The sequence below is a fragment of the Halanaerobiales bacterium genome (assembly GCA_035270125.1).
Taxonomy (GTDB): Bacteria; Bacillota; Halanaerobiia; order Halanaerobiales; family DATFIM01; genus DATFIM01.
The window spans coordinates 1-15633 of record DATFIM010000039.1; the positions used below are offsets into that span (position 1 = coordinate 1).

13 protein-coding genes are annotated in these 15633 nt (G+C 28.8%); 1 reads left to right on the forward strand and 12 read right to left on the reverse strand.

Going from position 1 to position 15633, the window contains the following annotated elements; translation table 11 throughout:
• The 5 genes from VJ881_02050 to VJ881_02070 form a co-directional block, all read right to left on the reverse strand.
• A partial coding sequence (locus VJ881_02050) for a TRAM domain-containing protein (GenBank protein HKL74823.1) occupies window positions 1-554 on the reverse strand: 554 nt, incomplete at its 3' end.
• 82 nt (window positions 555-636) lie between these two features.
• Window positions 637-2349: an NADH-dependent [FeFe] hydrogenase, group A6 gene (locus VJ881_02055; GenBank protein ID HKL74824.1), complete on the reverse strand. Its 1713-nt coding sequence runs from the start codon at window positions 2347-2349 to the stop codon at window positions 637-639.
• Window positions 2350-2361: 12 nt separating this feature from the next.
• Window positions 2362-5427, reverse strand: a complete 3066-nt coding sequence (nuoF, locus tag VJ881_02060; protein ID HKL74825.1) for an NADH-quinone oxidoreductase subunit NuoF — start codon at window positions 5425-5427, stop codon at window positions 2362-2364.
• Window positions 5428-5439: 12 nt separating this feature from the next.
• A complete protein-coding gene (locus VJ881_02065) occupies window positions 5440-5958 on the reverse strand; it encodes an NAD(P)H-dependent oxidoreductase subunit E (protein HKL74826.1) in 519 nt (172 codons plus the stop codon).
• 325 nt (window positions 5959-6283) lie between these two features.
• Window positions 6284-8929: a sigma 54-interacting transcriptional regulator gene (locus VJ881_02070; protein ID HKL74827.1), complete on the reverse strand. Its 2646-nt coding sequence runs from the start codon at window positions 8927-8929 to the stop codon at window positions 6284-6286.
• Between the two features lie 179 nt (window positions 8930-9108).
• Between VJ881_02070 and VJ881_02075 the strand changes: the two genes are divergently transcribed.
• On the forward strand, window positions 9109-10479 hold the full coding sequence (locus VJ881_02075) for an MATE family efflux transporter (GenBank protein ID HKL74828.1): 1371 nt from the start codon (window positions 9109-9111) through the stop codon (window positions 10477-10479).
• A 52-nt stretch (window positions 10480-10531) separates the two neighbouring features.
• Here VJ881_02075 and VJ881_02080 read toward each other — a convergent pair whose 3' ends face one another.
• The 7 genes from VJ881_02080 to VJ881_02110 form a co-directional block, all read right to left on the reverse strand.
• Entirely contained in the window at window positions 10532-11611 is a 1080-nt protein-coding gene (locus tag VJ881_02080) for a hypothetical protein (GenBank protein HKL74829.1), read from the reverse strand.
• Window positions 11612-11624: 13 nt separating this feature from the next.
• Window positions 11625-12377 carry an ABC transporter permease gene (locus VJ881_02085; protein HKL74830.1) on the reverse strand — a complete coding sequence of 251 codons (753 nt, stop codon included), beginning with the start codon at window positions 12375-12377 and terminating at the stop codon, window positions 11625-11627.
• Window positions 12377-13087: an ABC transporter ATP-binding protein gene (locus tag VJ881_02090; protein ID HKL74831.1), complete on the reverse strand. Its 711-nt coding sequence runs from the start codon at window positions 13085-13087 to the stop codon at window positions 12377-12379. Before VJ881_02090 ends, VJ881_02085 begins: the two co-directional genes overlap by 1 nt.
• 14 nt (window positions 13088-13101) lie before the next feature.
• Window positions 13102-13467 carry a GntR family transcriptional regulator gene (locus VJ881_02095; GenBank protein ID HKL74832.1) on the reverse strand — a complete coding sequence of 122 codons (366 nt, stop codon included), beginning with the start codon at window positions 13465-13467 and terminating at the stop codon, window positions 13102-13104.
• Window positions 13468-13698: 231 nt separating this feature from the next.
• Complete coding sequence (locus VJ881_02100) at window positions 13699-14505, reverse strand: GNAT family N-acetyltransferase (protein HKL74833.1); 807 nt, start codon at window positions 14503-14505, stop codon at window positions 13699-13701.
• A 29-nt stretch (window positions 14506-14534) separates the two neighbouring features.
• A complete protein-coding gene (locus VJ881_02105; protein HKL74834.1) occupies window positions 14535-15035 on the reverse strand; it encodes a GNAT family N-acetyltransferase in 501 nt (166 codons plus the stop codon).
• Between the two features lie 18 nt (window positions 15036-15053).
• The coding region (locus tag VJ881_02110) for a GNAT family protein (protein ID HKL74835.1) at window positions 15054-15633 on the reverse strand (580 nt) is incomplete at its 5' end.

Sequence of the window (15633 nt, forward strand, 5' to 3'; positions counted from 1 at the left end):
TTCAATAACTCTAAAGTTTTAGTAGTAATTCTATTTATCAATTGATGTTGAATAGGGCAATTATCCAGGGGAACAATATCATGGCTTCTTCTTTTAAAAAATCCAGCCATAATTTCTCCTTCATTATTTTCTTTTAAAGGAAATTGAGCTTTATTTCTATAATGCCAGGGATAATCCATACCACTAATATTATTTAAATTAAAATTTTTTAATTCTCCAATTTTATTTAACTGATCTTTTATTATTTTATTTTTTAATTCCAATTGATAGTCATAATTAATCTCCTGCAACTGACATCCTCCACACTTTTCATAAATCTCACAGGGAGGTTCTACCCTTTTAGCAGACTTTTCTATTACTTCTAAAAATTCTGCTCTTATATAATTTTTTTTAAATTTATAGATCTTTGCTTTAACTAATTCCCCAACAACACCTCTGTTAATAAAAACAGCTATACCTTGATAATGGCCAACCCTATCTCCTCCATAAGCCAGGTCATCAATTTCAATTTCTATTATATCACCTTTTTTTAAATTTTTAACTTCTTTATTCACTAAAAACACCTCATTAGTATTTTAACATCTTTTTTCACATAATAAAAGAGGGAGAAAATTCTCCCTCTTTTATACTTAATATTTAAATTCCTCTTTTTGTATACTCAGTATGAAGAAGTATATGAGCCTTATGACTACCAGGTTCTTCTAAATATTCATCATATATTTTTTTAATATATGGATTTTCATGAGATTTCCGTATTTTTTTTCCTTTATCTATATTATATAAAGCTTCCAGTCTTTTTTCTATCACTTCATCCCTGGGCGCTTTGGGTTGACCTCCACCACCTATACAGCCACCAGGACAGGCCATAAACTCTACAAAATGAAACTCTTCTCCATCTTTAATTCTTTCTAATATCTTTCTTGCATTACCAAGACCATTTGCAATAGCTACTTTAAAATTAATTCCAGCAATTTCAAGTTCGGCTTCTTTAAGACCTTTTATACCTCTGGTCATTTCAAAATCTAATTCTTTTAATTCTTCACCAGTAATAAACTCATAAGCAGTTCTTAAGGCAGCCTCCATTACTCCTCCACTGGAACCAAAAATATCCGCTGCTCCTGATGAAGTACCCAGAAGTTTATCATGTTTTACTTCTTTTAATTTATTTATATCTATACCGGCTTCTTTTATCATTCTTCCCAATTCTCTTGTAGTTAAAACATAATCTACATCATCTTTCATTTCTTCCCGATTAGCTTCATATTTTTTAGCTGTACAGGGCATGATTGAAACCACCACTATATCTTCTTGATTTATATTATTTTTTTCTGCATAATAACTATTTGCAATGGCTCCAAACATTTGTTGAGGAGATTTACAGGAAGAAATATGATCGAGAAATTCTGGATATTGATGCTCTATAAATTTAATCCAGCCAGGACTACAGGAAGTAAAGAGAGGTAAAGGTTCATCATTTTGAATTCTTCCTATCAATTCTGTAGCTTCTTCCATAATAGTAAGATCTGCAGTAAAGTTTGTATCAAAAACTTTATCAAATCCTAATTTTTTTAGGGCATCAACCATTTCTCCAGTAAAAATAGTTCCCGGTTCAAGGTCAAAAGCTTCTGAAAGAGCTACTCTTACTGCTGGTGCTGTCTGAACAACTACATGCTTATCTTGATCATAAAGTGCTTCCCAGACTTCATCAATATATTCTTTTTCAACAATAGCTCCAGTAGGACAAACATTGGCACACTGACCACATAATACACATAAACTATCTCCTAAATTATCATAATAAGAGGCACTTATTGTAGTTTCAAAACCTCTACCTTCTGCCATAATAGCTTCCACTGTTTGTATTTCTCTACAAACACTTTCGCATTTTCTACATAATATACATTTTTCCGGATCTCTGATTAAAGAAGGTGTAGAATCATCTTTAGCATATTCTGTTTTCTTTCCTTCAAATCTATTATCTCTAATCCCTAATTTTTCAGCTAAAAGTCTTAATTCACAGTCATCATTTTTTATACATGTCGGACAATCAATTGTATGATTAGAAAGAAGAAATTCTAAATTCATCTTTCTAGTTTTTCTAATTTTATTTGAGTTTGTCTTTATTTCCATACCATCAATTGCTGGAGTAATACAGGAAGCTTTTATTTCTCCTGTTTTTTCATCTTCCACAATACACATCCTACAGGCCCCAATTTCATTTATTTCTTCCAAATAACACAGAGTTGGTATTTCTCTTCCAATCTTTTTAGCCGCTTCAAGTACAGTTTTACCTTTTTTAACTTCTACTTTTTCATCATCTATCCACAATGTAATATTTTTGTCAGTCATTTCTATCCCCCTCTATTTATCTTCAACGTCACAGCGAAGGCAACGTTCTGCTTCTTCTACTGCTTGATCTTTAGAATAACCTTTTTCTACTTCTATAAATCCTTTTTTTCTTTCAGAAAGTAAAATGGTAGGCATTTTTACTCTATCTTTTTCTTCCTGTAAAATTTCAGAATTTATTTTTCTTTCTCTTTGTTTTTTAGGAACAATTACTCCATCTCCGCCAAGATATTTATCTATTGAACGAGCAGTTTCTTTTCCCTGTTGTATAGATTCAACTACAGTTGAAGGTCCAGTCACACAATCTCCTCCTGCAAAAATCCAGGGAATATTAGTACTATGATCATCATCAACTGAAATTAAAGAACCATAATCCATTTCAAGTTCCAAATTGCCATTATTAAAATCATCATTAACATTTTGTCCTATTGCAGAAACAACTACATCAACATCTAAAACAAAGTTAGAATTTTCTACTTCTTCAGGTTTTCTTCGACCACTATTATCAAATTCCCCACCTTTAATTTCAACACATTCAAGACCTTTGATTTTATTATTTTTACTTATTACTTTTACCGGATTAACTTGAAAATGCATTTTTACCTGTTCATATTTTGCTTCTTCAATTTCTTCTTTATGAGCAGGCATATCTTTTTCAGTACGTCTATAAACAATATTAACTTCATCAGCATTTAATCTAACTAAATTACGAGCAATATCAATTGCAGCATTTCCGCCGCCAATAACAGCCACTTTCTTATCTTCCATATTAATATCTTTTTCGAGATTTATATCTCTTAATAAATCTAATGCTGAATATACGTCTGGCAATTCATTACCTTCTATAGGAAGTGAGCGGTCTTCCTGGGCACCAACAGCCATATATACTGCCCAATAGCCTCTATCCTTAAGTTCTTTTAAAGTAATATCCTTTCCAATTTCAGTATTAACAACAAATTCAACTCCCATAGTAGTTAAAACTGCAATTTCTTCATTTAAAAGTTCTTTCGGCAAACGATATTCTGGGATAGCAGTAGCTAACATTCCACCTACAACTGATTCTGCTTCAAAAACAGTTACTTTATAACCCTTTTTCCTGAGATAAAAAGCAGCAGTTAATCCTGAAGGACCTGAACCAACTATCGCTACTTCTTTTTCTTTTTCTTCTTCTATTTCTGGAACAGGAAAAGCTCCCTCTTCTTCTAAAAGATGATCACTAACAAATCTTTTAAGTTCTCTTATAGCTAAAGCCTCATCTATAGAATTCCTGTTACATGAATTTTCACATAGGTTATAACAAACTCTTCCACAAATTAAAACCAGCGGATTTTCTTCCTGAACAACTTTATAAGCTTCTTTATATTTTCCCTGACGAACAAGATCAATATACATTGGTACATCTACATTAGCGGGACAGGAGTTTTGACATGGTGAATTAAATAAGGTAGCACAAACTGAAGCTTCACAATAATCATTTTCAATGTGCTCTTTATATTCATTTTCAAAATATCGAATTGTACTTAATACTGGGTTTGCAGCTGTTTGACCTAGTCCACAGAATGCAGAGTCTTTAATAACTTCACCCATTTCTTTTAATAATTCTATATCTTCTAATTCACCTTCACCATTAGTAATTTTCTCTAATATTTCTAACATTCTTGTTGTACCAATTCTACAGGGAGTACATTGACCACAGGATTCATCTTTGCAAAAATCTATAAAGTATTTAGCAAGGTCAACCATACAGGTTTGATCATCCATAATAATCATTCCACCAGAGCCCATAATAGTTCCTAATTCCTGCAAAGACTCATAATCTATTGATACATTTAAATGTTCTATAGGTATACAGCCACCGGAAGGACCTCCAGTCTGGGCTGCTTTGAATTTATTTCCATTTTCTAAGCCTCCACCAATATCAAAAATAACTTCACCAATCTTAGTTCCCATTGGAACTTCTACAAGTCCATTATTTTTTATTTTACCTGCTAGAGCAAAAACTTTAGTGCCCGGACTTTTTTCAGTACCAAATGATTTAAACCATTCACTACCATGTCTAACAATTTCCGGTACATTAGCTAAGGTTTCTACATTATTAATAATTGTTGGTTTTTCCCAGAGTCCACTTTCAGCAGGATAAGGAGGTTTAGGTTTAGGTTCTCCTCTTTCTCCCTCAATAGATGAAATTAAAGAAGTTTCTTCCCCACAAACAAATGCTCCTGCACCTAATCTAATATCTAAATCAAAGCTAAAACCACTTCCAAAAATATCTTCTCCTAATATACCTATTTCTTTTGCATCTTTAATTGCTTTTTTCAATCTTTTTAAGGCTAAAGGATATTCAGCCCTACAGTATATAAAACCTTTAGTTGCTTCAATAGCATATCCAGCAATTACCATTCCTTCTATTAATCTATGTGGATCTCCTTCTAAAATACTTCTATCCATAAATGCTCCAGGATCACCTTCATCAGCATTACAAATTAAATATTTTTGTTCTGCATTATTATCATGAGCAAATTTCCATTTCAAACCAGTAGGAAAACCTGCTCCTCCCCGTCCTCTTAAATTTGCCTCTTTTATTAAATTAACAACATCTATTGATTCCATTTCATTTAATATTTTTGCTATTCCTTGATATGCTTCATTAGCTATAGCCTCTTCTATACTTTCAGGATCAATTTTACCACAATTTTTTAATACAATTCTTTTCTGATCTTTAAAAAAGTCATTTCCTGTATCAATAGTCCATTTTGATATAATATTATTTTGAACAATATGTTGAAAAACAATTTCTCTTACTCTTTCTTTATTCAAATCACCATAAAAAGTGGATTCATTATTCTCTCTTATTTCTATAAGAGGTTCTCTAGCGCAAAGACCAATACATCCCGTTTTTTCTAATTTAATATTCTCTAAATTCCTATTTTCAATTTCATCTTTTATTGCTTCCCATACTTCTTCAGCCCCGGCAGCAATTCCACAGGTGCCCATTCCTACTGCTATTACTATTTCTTTATTATCTTTTTGAGTATTAAAATAGTTTTCTTTAATGTCATCAAGTTTATTTTTTAATTTCACAATATGCCCTCCTTACATTTCACCATTTTTATATTTTTCTAATATTTTTACTGCTTTATCGGGATTTAATAAACCATGAGCTTTTCCATTTACAGTCATAACAGGAGCAAGCCCACAGGCACCCAGACATCTTACTACTTCTAGAGAAAAAATTCCATCATCAGTTGTATCTCCAGAACTAATATCATAAACTTCTTCTATTTTTTCAATAATATCTACTGAACCTTTAACATAACAGGCTGTACCTTTACAAATTGCAATTTGATATTTACCCTGAGGTTTATCTGAAAAATGAGCATAAAAAGACATAACACTACTAATCTTACCAGGAGCTAAATTTAGATCTCTGGCTATCTTTTTTTGTACTCTTTTAGGAATATAACCCAGCAATGCCTGTACTTTATGCAAAACTTCTATTAAAGCATCACTGTCATTTCCTACATTAGCAATATACTTATCGATTTTTTCGTTAACTTCCCTCCAATCAATTTCTTCTTCCTTATTGATATTTTTTTCTTTGGTATTCTCCATTTTTTTCCTCCTTGTGAAATAAATAATAAGTTATATTTTTTAAAAAAATAATGTAGATTTAAATAAGAATTTTTTCACAAAATACTTGTTCACTTATTTAATGTTGCAAATACCATGCCATCATTTTTTTTAGCCGATCAGCCCTATATTAGCAGGTTTTTTACAAATCATCAGCTATATTGTAATTTTCACTACTGAGATTTAATGCAATTTTGCATTTAAAATATGAAAAAACCTCACCTATATATAGGTGAGGTCTGGAACAAAGCCTGTTATAGTCTTAATGCGTTAATGCATCATTTAATGCGTTTTTGCATCAAATAATTTATTTTTTGAAATATTTATTTAATTTTCTGACCACAGTTGATTGATTTACATTTAACTTGTCAGCTATATCATAGGTAGATGCTCCATTTTCTTTTGCCATTTCTAATAATCTTTTTTCTACTTTAGTTACAGCCTGTTTTAAAGGCATTAATTCATTTATAGCTATAGAAGGCTCAGATCTTGATTCAGTATTTTTTATAAATTTCTCCAACTTATTTTTAGTTATTATTTTTTCACTTGAAGTTACTATTATTCTTTCAATTAAATTATTTAATTCCCTAACATTCCCGGACCATTTCCTTTTTTCTAAATATTCATAGCTGTTTTCTGTAAAAACAATTTCTTTATCATATTTTCTACTCATTTTTTTTCTAACTAAATCAACCAGTGGTTTAATATCTTCTCTTCTATTTCTAAGTGGAGGTATTTCTATAGGCACTACATATAATCTGTAATAAAGATCCTCTCTGAATTTATTCTCCCTTACCATTTTTTCTAAATCTCTATTAGTTGCCGCAATTAATCTAAAATCTACATCTATTGATTTAACACCACCAATTCTACTAACTTTATGTTCCTGTATTACCTGAAGCAATTTAGCCTGCATATTTAAGGGTAATTCTCCTATTTCATCTAAAAACAAGATACCATTATCAGCTAATTCGATTTTTCCTGCCTTCCCTTCTTTTTTTGCTCCACTAAAAGCCCCTGTTTCATAACCAAATAATTCTGATTCAAGTAATGTTTCGGGAATAGCTGCACAATTAATTTTAACAAAATTATTTCTTTCTTCACTTTTATCATAAATATATCTAGCAATAACCTCTTTTCCTGTTCCAGATTCTCCAGTTATTAAAACAGTAGAATCACTTGCTGCTATTCTTTCAGCCATATTTATTATTTTCTTCATTGCCAGAGATTTTTTAATAATATAACCAGAATCAGTTTCTATTTCATCATTTTCTTTATCTAAATAATGTTTTAACTTTTTATTTTCATCGTTATTTTTCATAACTTTATAAAACTTTTCTAAATCTCGAGCATTAACAATTATTTTTGATAAAGATCCATTATTTTCAAAAACAGGAGTAGCAGTAGCAAGTATTCTTTTATTAGATTTACTTTTTTGCATAAGAGAAATTTCTCTTTTTTCATTTAAAGAAAGCAATGCTACTGAAGGATAAATTACTTTTTCTTTTTCTAATTTATTCATATTTTTTCCTATAACATTTTCTTGATTAGAATTAATCATTTTAAGATAAGAATTATTAACCCTTATAATCTTACCTTTGGCATCTATTACTACCATTCCATCAAAAGAAGAATCTATGATTCTATCTAACTCAATATTTAATTTTTGTACTTTTTTTATTTCATCTCTTTTTTCAGATACTAAATAAGGTAAACACATCTCAAGTTCTGCAATCCCCTGATAAACTGCCAATGCTTTGTTTTTACATGTTTCATAGCCACAGGCCCCACAATTTAATAAGTCAGCCTCTTTATATTTATTAGTTTTATTTAATATTTCCCAAATTTCATCTTCACTAGCAGCTGGTAGTATTTTTGAATCTTTATTAAAATGAGTTGAAAGATCGAGATGATCACAGATTTCTTTTATATATATTGGTTTTTCTCCACTATATTCATTTTCCTTTGCTCTTCTATTATTAACTACTTCATTTTCTACAAAATCATTAACAGATTTAATTTTTTTGAAATAACCTTTATTCGCTAGATCAACTCCATTAATACAACCCTCACAAAATAATAAATCTACAAAATCAGGAGATAATTCATCCTCAAGAATTGAGTTAAATAAATCTCTTATTTTTTCCTCCCCTTCAACTCTTATAGAAGTATTAGAAATATCCTTATTTTTAAGTGCATTTAACAATCCCCCGGCAAGAGCCATTTTCCTGGAATCACTGGAAGGTTGATTATTTTCAATTGAATTTTTCTTACTTTTCAAAAAATTATTGTCATTAAAATTTTCCTTTTTCTTATCTACTTCCTCAGTAATTTCAAATAATTCATTATAAGTTAAGGTTCCGACAACTTTATCTTCTTCCATAAGTTCATCTTTTTTAGCCTGACAGGGACCAATCATTACAATCTGATAATCATCATCTTCTACTTCATTTATATATTTAACTAAAGCTTTCATAGGAGATACTATAGGAGCTAAATTTTTAACAAGTTCAGGATAATATTTTTCTATAAATTTAACTGCTACCGGACAGGTAGAAGATAATACTGTTTTTTCAGCATTATTAAGATGTTTTTCATATTCCTCAATAACCATTTCTGCACCCCAGGCAACTTCATATATTTTATTAAATCCAATTTTTCTCAATATATTTTTCCACTCAGCAAAACTTGCCTCAGAAGAAGCGGGAAAACTGGGGGCAAGACCAGCAATTACCTTTTTCTCAGAATTTAATATTTTTTTAATTTCATTTTTAAAATTATAAACTTCTTTTGCTTTTTGGGAACATATATTTATACACTGAGCACAATTTATACATCTTTCTTCTATAATTTCTGCTCTCCCATCATTAACTTGAACTGCACGAACAGGACAATTTCTGACACAGGCATAACATTCATGGCAGTCATCTTTAACTGTTTGAAGTAATTTCACATTTAACACTCCTTTTACTTCAACTTTGTGATAATTTTCATTTTATGATTGATTTAATTATACACTTTTTAGCAAAAAAATTCAATTGTAAAAATTGACAATATAGGCCCTATAATATATCATATTGTGTAGTATTATTAATTTATTTATTATTTTTATTTAAATTTAGGAGTGGTTTTATGAAACTCAATAAAAAGTCAGAGCGAATGGGAACAGAACCCATTTTACCTTTGCTCTTTAAATTATCTGTACCCTCTATTATAGCCATGGCTATTCAGGCTTTATACAATGTTGTAGACAGTATTTATGTGGGAAGATTAAGCACAAATGGACTTTCAGCTTTATCATTAAGTTTTCCAATCCAGCTTATTATTATTGGAATAGCTGTAGGAACAGGAGTAGGTACAAGCTCTCTTATTTCAAGACTTCTTGGAAAAGGCAATAAAAAAAGAGCTTCAAATGCAGCTGAGCATGTAATTTTAATTACTATTACTTATGGAATTTTATCTGCTATTGTTGGTTTTTTATTTGCAGATAAATTGATACAATTCTTTACTAATGATCCTACTTTAATTGCTCTTAGTACTGAATATATTAGTGTAATATTAATTGGAGGAATTGCTCTATTTTTCCCCATGATTTCAAATAATATATTAAGGGGAGAAGGTAATACTGTTACCCCAATGATTGCAATGGTCCTGGGAGCTGTAATAAATATTATTATTGATCCCTTTTTTATTTTTGGATTTTCCTTTTTTCCAAGATTAGGAGTACAGGGAGCAGCAGTTGCAACTGTTTTAGCAAGGTCAATTAGTGGAATTTTCCTTATATTTATGCTTTTTAGTGATAAAAATGAATTGAAATTAAATTTTTCTGATTTTAATTTTGATTTTTCAATAATAAAATCAATTTATCAGGTGGGATTTCCAGCGATGGTCATGCAGTTTATGGCAAGTTTCATGTTAGGAGGCATGAATAGAATTTTAGGTTCTTTTTCTAATACTGCTATTGCTGCTGGCGGAATATATTTTAGACTCCAATCTTTTGTTTTTATGCCTGTTTTTGGTTTAAATCAGGGTTATATGCCTTTAATAGGTTATAATTATGGTCATCAAAATCCAGAAAGAATAAAAAAAGCTATTAAATATACATTTTTAGTTGCTTTTGCTTTTACGACCTCTGGCTTTATAATATTTCAAACAATACCGGTTCAATTGATAAAACTTTTTAATAGTGATCCTGAACTTCTTAGAATTGGGAAAACTGCTTTAAAAACTATAAGTCTTGCTTTTCCTATAATTGGACCTGCAATAATTGTTTCTACAACTTTTCAGGCCATAGGAAAAGGATTACCAAGCTTAATTCAATCATTTACACGTCAAATTATAATTTTACTTCCTTTAATGTATATTTTAGGAAATAAATTTGGACTTTCTACTCTCTGGTATGCATTTCCAATATCAGAATTAGTAAATATAATTATAGCTAGTGTCTGGTTATATTTTACTTTAAAAAAGGTTTTTTATAGATTAGAAAAAGAGAGTATTTAATATTTTTTCAAAAAACAAAAAAGCTCTGGACTGAAAAATCCAGAGCTTTTTATTATTTATGTTGAATATTCAAATCAGCATATGATGTACTTAAAATAATCTTCTTTTCACCATTTCCCTGTTGATAATTAAACTCTTTTTTATTATCTTCCTGAACACTACTACCACCAAAATTAACTCTTATATCACCATATCTAGTTTCTCCATCAATTTCATAATTTTTTAATTCTCTATCTAATTCTACCGTAACGTCAGCATATCTACCATCTATTTTAGTATCATCTATTACATTATTAACCACTATATTACCAAATTCAATATCTGAATTTAGTTTACCATTTATTTTATCAATTTCCACATTTGTATACTTAGAATCTAAGATTAAACCTTTTATATTATAAAAACTAATATCACCATAACTTGCATTTATTTTCATATCTCTTTCAATATTTTCTACACTAGTTCTATTATAAGCGGCTGTCACTTGCATCTCTTTCCCTTGAGATATCTCACTTAATTTTAAATTTCCAAATTTATTAGTTATAGTAATTTCTTCTCCTCCAATATTTCTAATAATAGATTCTTGATATCTATTAGAAAGGTCAACACCATTATTGAAATTGCTTACCTCTAAAAGACCAAATTTATTATTTAATTCTAAATACATTGATTTAGGAGCACTTATTATATAATCAACTTTTACTCCTTTTACCTCTTCTGGTTTGTTTTCAACTGGTACTTTTACTTCTATACTATTATTTTTCTTTAATGTTGTAATTTCTGCCTTTTTAGCATAGCTTTCTGCTATATCCTGTTTATTACTATAAATTGTTATAGTTGCTTTAATATCAATATCTTCTCTTTCTTCTCCATTTATTTTTATAGAACCAAGATTATTATTTAGTATAAATTTATTTCTTCCTTCTCTTTCAATTATCAATTCCCGATCAATTGAGGATTTATGACTGGTATTAGTTTCATTATTAAAACTGACAGTATTTTCATTAAAAGTATTAGTTTCTAATCTTCTAAAAAATAATTCAAATACATTTGAACCAGCTAAATTAAAATCTGTGATCATAATTCCAATTAAAATTATTATCAAAACAGTAACAATAGTACTTTTTTTCAAATGAATTACCTCCTTAAACTTCCAAATATTTTTCTAATAATAATGAACCCAGATAAAAAACAAATAATATCATTAATAATAAACTAACAATTGGAGCACTATTAAGATATATAGTTTGAAAAGTAACTTCACCCATTGATACACTAAATCCTTTGACAGGTATATTAGGCAACCAATTAAATATTGGTGATATTAATGATGCAACTCTATAAATTAAATAATTTGTCAATATGAATACTACAATACTAATTAATCCTTTAAACCTGCTATAAAATCTACTTACAAGACAGGAAAATTGACTTAAGATATAAGGAACCATTCCAAAAACTATATATGCTATACCTATTAAAAAAGATGTTTTATAAATATAGCTTTTTGATATATAAGATGGTAATTGCGAAATAAAACTTTTATCGTTAATCAAAAATACCATTAAAGCTGTAAATAAAACAACTGATAAATAATAGCTAAAACCGGCAGCTAATTTTGCAAGACTTATTTTCCATCCTGGTGAAGGAAAGGTTAATAACATATATATGGTATCATCTTTCCATTCATGTCTATAAGATTGATAACCCTGCCAGAGCATAATAAGTGGGAAAAATGATGTTGGCAAAAAACTCAAACCTAAAATTAATTCACTGGGCCAAACACTACTTTTATAAAATAAAAACAACTCCCAGGCAAGCACAATTAAAATACTTACTAGTAAGAAAAATAACATTGACCTTATTTCTTTTTTATAAAGAGATATAAAACTTTTCATTACACAAAAACCTCCCTTGACATATCCTGTATTGATTTTTCTCTTTCTTTTCTTAAATCATCAGCATTACCCTGTAATTTAATTTCTCCATTTTCTAAAAAAACTACATAATCAAAAAATTTCTCTGCTTCTAATACTTCATGAGTTGATAATATAATACTTTGAGTTTCAGCATTATATTCACTTATTAAACTTTCTAAAATCTGGGCTCTTGATTTGGGATCAATCCCTGCAAGTGGTTCATCCATAATTATTAAAGGTACATTTCGTGACATTGCTAAGATTAATTTTACTCTTCCAACCATCCCTTTTGATAGATCTTTAATTTTCATTTCAGGTTTCAAATTCATAAAATCAGTTATCTCTTCAGCCTTATCTGTATCAAAATTACTAAATTGATTATTAGTAAAATTGATTACTTCCTCTATTTTCATCCAATCATAAAAATGATTTATTTCCGGCAGAAAGGCAATTTCATTTTTTAATTTGTAATCAAGTTTTTTATCAAAAACTTTCAAATCTCCACCTGTAGCCTGAGTCAATCCAGCAATTATCTTTAACATTGTTGATTTACCACTTCCATTGGGGCCAATTAAACCAGTTATTTTTCCTCCAGGTAATTTCAAATCAATTCCTTTTAAAGCTTTTATACCAGGATATTTTTTCTGAATATTTTTTAATTCTACCACATAACTTCTATTTAGTTCCATTAAATTTTCCTCCTTTAAATTTTTTCTAAGTTCTTTTTAACTACCTGCAAAATATCTTTTTCATTAAAACTAAGTGATTTCATTTCACTTATAAATTTATCAACAGTTCTATTTGCCATTTCCTCTGAAATTTCTTTTACTATTTTTTCATCATTTATTATAAATGTCCCTAGCCCTCTCTTAGTTTCTACCAGATCCAAATTTTCCATTTCCCTATATGCTCTTTGAATAGTATTTGGATTAACTTCAACTTTTTTAGCCATTTTCCTTTGAGATGGGAGTTTATCTCCTGGTTTTAATTCACCTCTTACAATCATCTTTTTTATTTTATCAATAATTTGTTCATAAATAGGTTTAGAAGCATCATATTTTAACTTCATTTTCTCCCCCTTTCTCTAGCTCTGCCTCTCGAAAAATACAATATATTATTAATTGATTTTATTTATTAGTGCACCATTTAACTAGTACACTATAAGTATATAATTATTTTTTGCTTTTGTCAAGGTTTTTGAAAATTTTTTTTAAATAAAAAAACCTTATAATAGTCAGTTTTATACTGACCATTATAAGGTAAAACCTTTCCTCTAGATTATTCATTTTTTCAATAATAATTAAAATTCTATACCTGCAATTTTATAATCTTTTACTTTTTTAAAACCAATATCTTTAGCAACTTTAAGTGAAGGGATATTTTTGCTATCACAGTGCCATTGAGGATTTAAATTTTTTTCTATACAATCTAAAACTGTTCTAGCAACTACTAATTTAGCATATCCCTTCTTTTGATGTTCTTTTATAGTTGCTACTGCAAGTTCATAGTCCCTATCTTTAACATATACGGAAAATGACCAACTAACTATTTGATTATTTTTTAATAAAAAATAGCCAATACCTTTTTCTTCAAAATCTCTGCAATTTTTCCAGAAAGAATTTATCCATCCTTTCATGTTTTTTAAATTATTATAATTCTGTTCAAAGGTAGAACAGCTTATTTTTTTCAAATAAAGATTATTACTTATTTCTTCTTTCCATTTATATTTAAGCTTATCAAATTCATAGAATTGTCTATCAATATCTTTAATTTCATAATTATCAAAGATAATATTTATTTTATTTCTCCAGGTATTAGATGGGTAATAAATATTAAAACCTGGAATATAACCTTCTTTTGCTGCAGGAATTAATTTTTCATTAATTAAAATAGATAATTTTTCAACAACTTCATCTGAAATCCTGCCACTAATAAATAACTCTGTTATTTCATTCCAGATAAGAGCAGTTTCAGGTTTTTGAATATTATCTACATAAATTTGTCCTCTTGTATTATTATCAATTATTGATTTAATAGCCAAGTTATCAGAAAATTTTCGGAAAATTTTTTCTACTTTTTTATAACTACTTTTATTCAAGTTTTGCATTTTATATCAATTCCTTTGATGTTTATATTTTATAAAATAATCCAGTATTTACATTCTCCATTATTTATTTCTGATAATTTGCCGCCATTTGCTTCTATAACTTTACGAGAAGCATAATTATCATTATCACAAGTAATTAAAACTTTTTTAATTTCTTTTTCTTTAGCTTTTTTTAATAATTCATTTAAGAGTTTTTTACCATAACCTTTCTCTCTTTCTTCAGGCCTTATTGCATATGCAATATGACCCCCAATTTTTCTTAAGTTTTCATTAAGATAATGTCTGAGTTTAGCCATTCCAACCGCTTTCCCATCTATATAGAACCAATAAATTGTCTGGGGCACATATTCCGATTTTAAACCTATACCATTTGCCATATCAACATTATCTGAAAGATACTCTTTATATTCTTTATAAGTTAGTCCATAAGCTTTATTTTGAAATCCATTTTCTCCTGATACAATTTCCTGGAGCATATCGTATACTTCTCTACCATCATCTTTAGTTAACTCTTTTAATTCAATATCCATTTTATCACCTTCTTTATATTAATCACCTAATAAATTGGGGATGCGCCCCTCAAATTCTTCAGCTAAAATATCCATGAAAATGTCATCATATTTATCTTCTCCCACTATAAATGCATTTCTTCTTCTACCAATTTCTTTAAACCCACATTTTTTATAACATTTAACCGCTCTTTTATTAAAAGAATGAACTTTAAGCATTATATTATTAAGATTTAAAATATTAAAAGCATAATCCAACAATAAATTTATTACTTCAGTGCCATACCCCTTATTCCAATAATCTTTTTCTCCTATAAAAATTCCCAATTCAGCTGTTCCATGCACAAATTCAACATCCATTAACCCACAATTACCTATAAGTTTATCTTCATTTTTTTCTACTATGGCAAAATTATATCCTTCCTTGCTCATATTTTCTAAAATCTCTTTTTCTTTTTCTAGAGAAATAATTTTTGGGGCCATAGTCAAATTTAAAGATAATTTAAGATCATTTAACCATTCAACATATTTTTCATTATCTTCTGGATTAACAGGAGATAAATAAATTCTTTCACCAACTATTTTTTTGAAATATTTCATAATAACCATCCTTTCTATT

Bases quoted from the DNA above. Each gene is read 5' to 3' on its own strand.
- VJ881_02055 (HKL74824.1), bottom strand. From the start codon at position 2,349: ATGACTGACAAAAATATTACATTGTGGATAGATGATGAAAAAGTAGAA.
- VJ881_02065 (HKL74826.1), bottom strand. From the start codon at position 5,958: ATGGAGAATACCAAAGAAAAAAATATCAATAAGGAAGAAGAAATTGAT.
- VJ881_02075 (HKL74828.1), top strand. From the start codon at position 9,109: ATGAAACTCAATAAAAAGTCAGAGCGAATGGGAACAGAACCCATTTTA.
- VJ881_02085 (HKL74830.1), bottom strand. From the start codon at position 12,377: ATGAAAAGTTTTATATCTCTTTATAAAAAAGAAATAAGGTCAATGTTA.
- VJ881_02090 (HKL74831.1), bottom strand. From the start codon at position 13,087: ATGGAACTAAATAGAAGTTATGTGGTAGAATTAAAAAATATTCAGAAA.
- VJ881_02095 (HKL74832.1), bottom strand. From the start codon at position 13,467: ATGAAGTTAAAATATGATGCTTCTAAACCTATTTATGAACAAATTATT.
- VJ881_02100 (HKL74833.1), bottom strand. From the start codon at position 14,505: ATGCAAAACTTGAATAAAAGTAGTTATAAAAAAGTAGAAAAAATTTTC.
- VJ881_02105 (HKL74834.1), bottom strand. From the start codon at position 15,035: ATGGATATTGAATTAAAAGAGTTAACTAAAGATGATGGTAGAGAAGTA.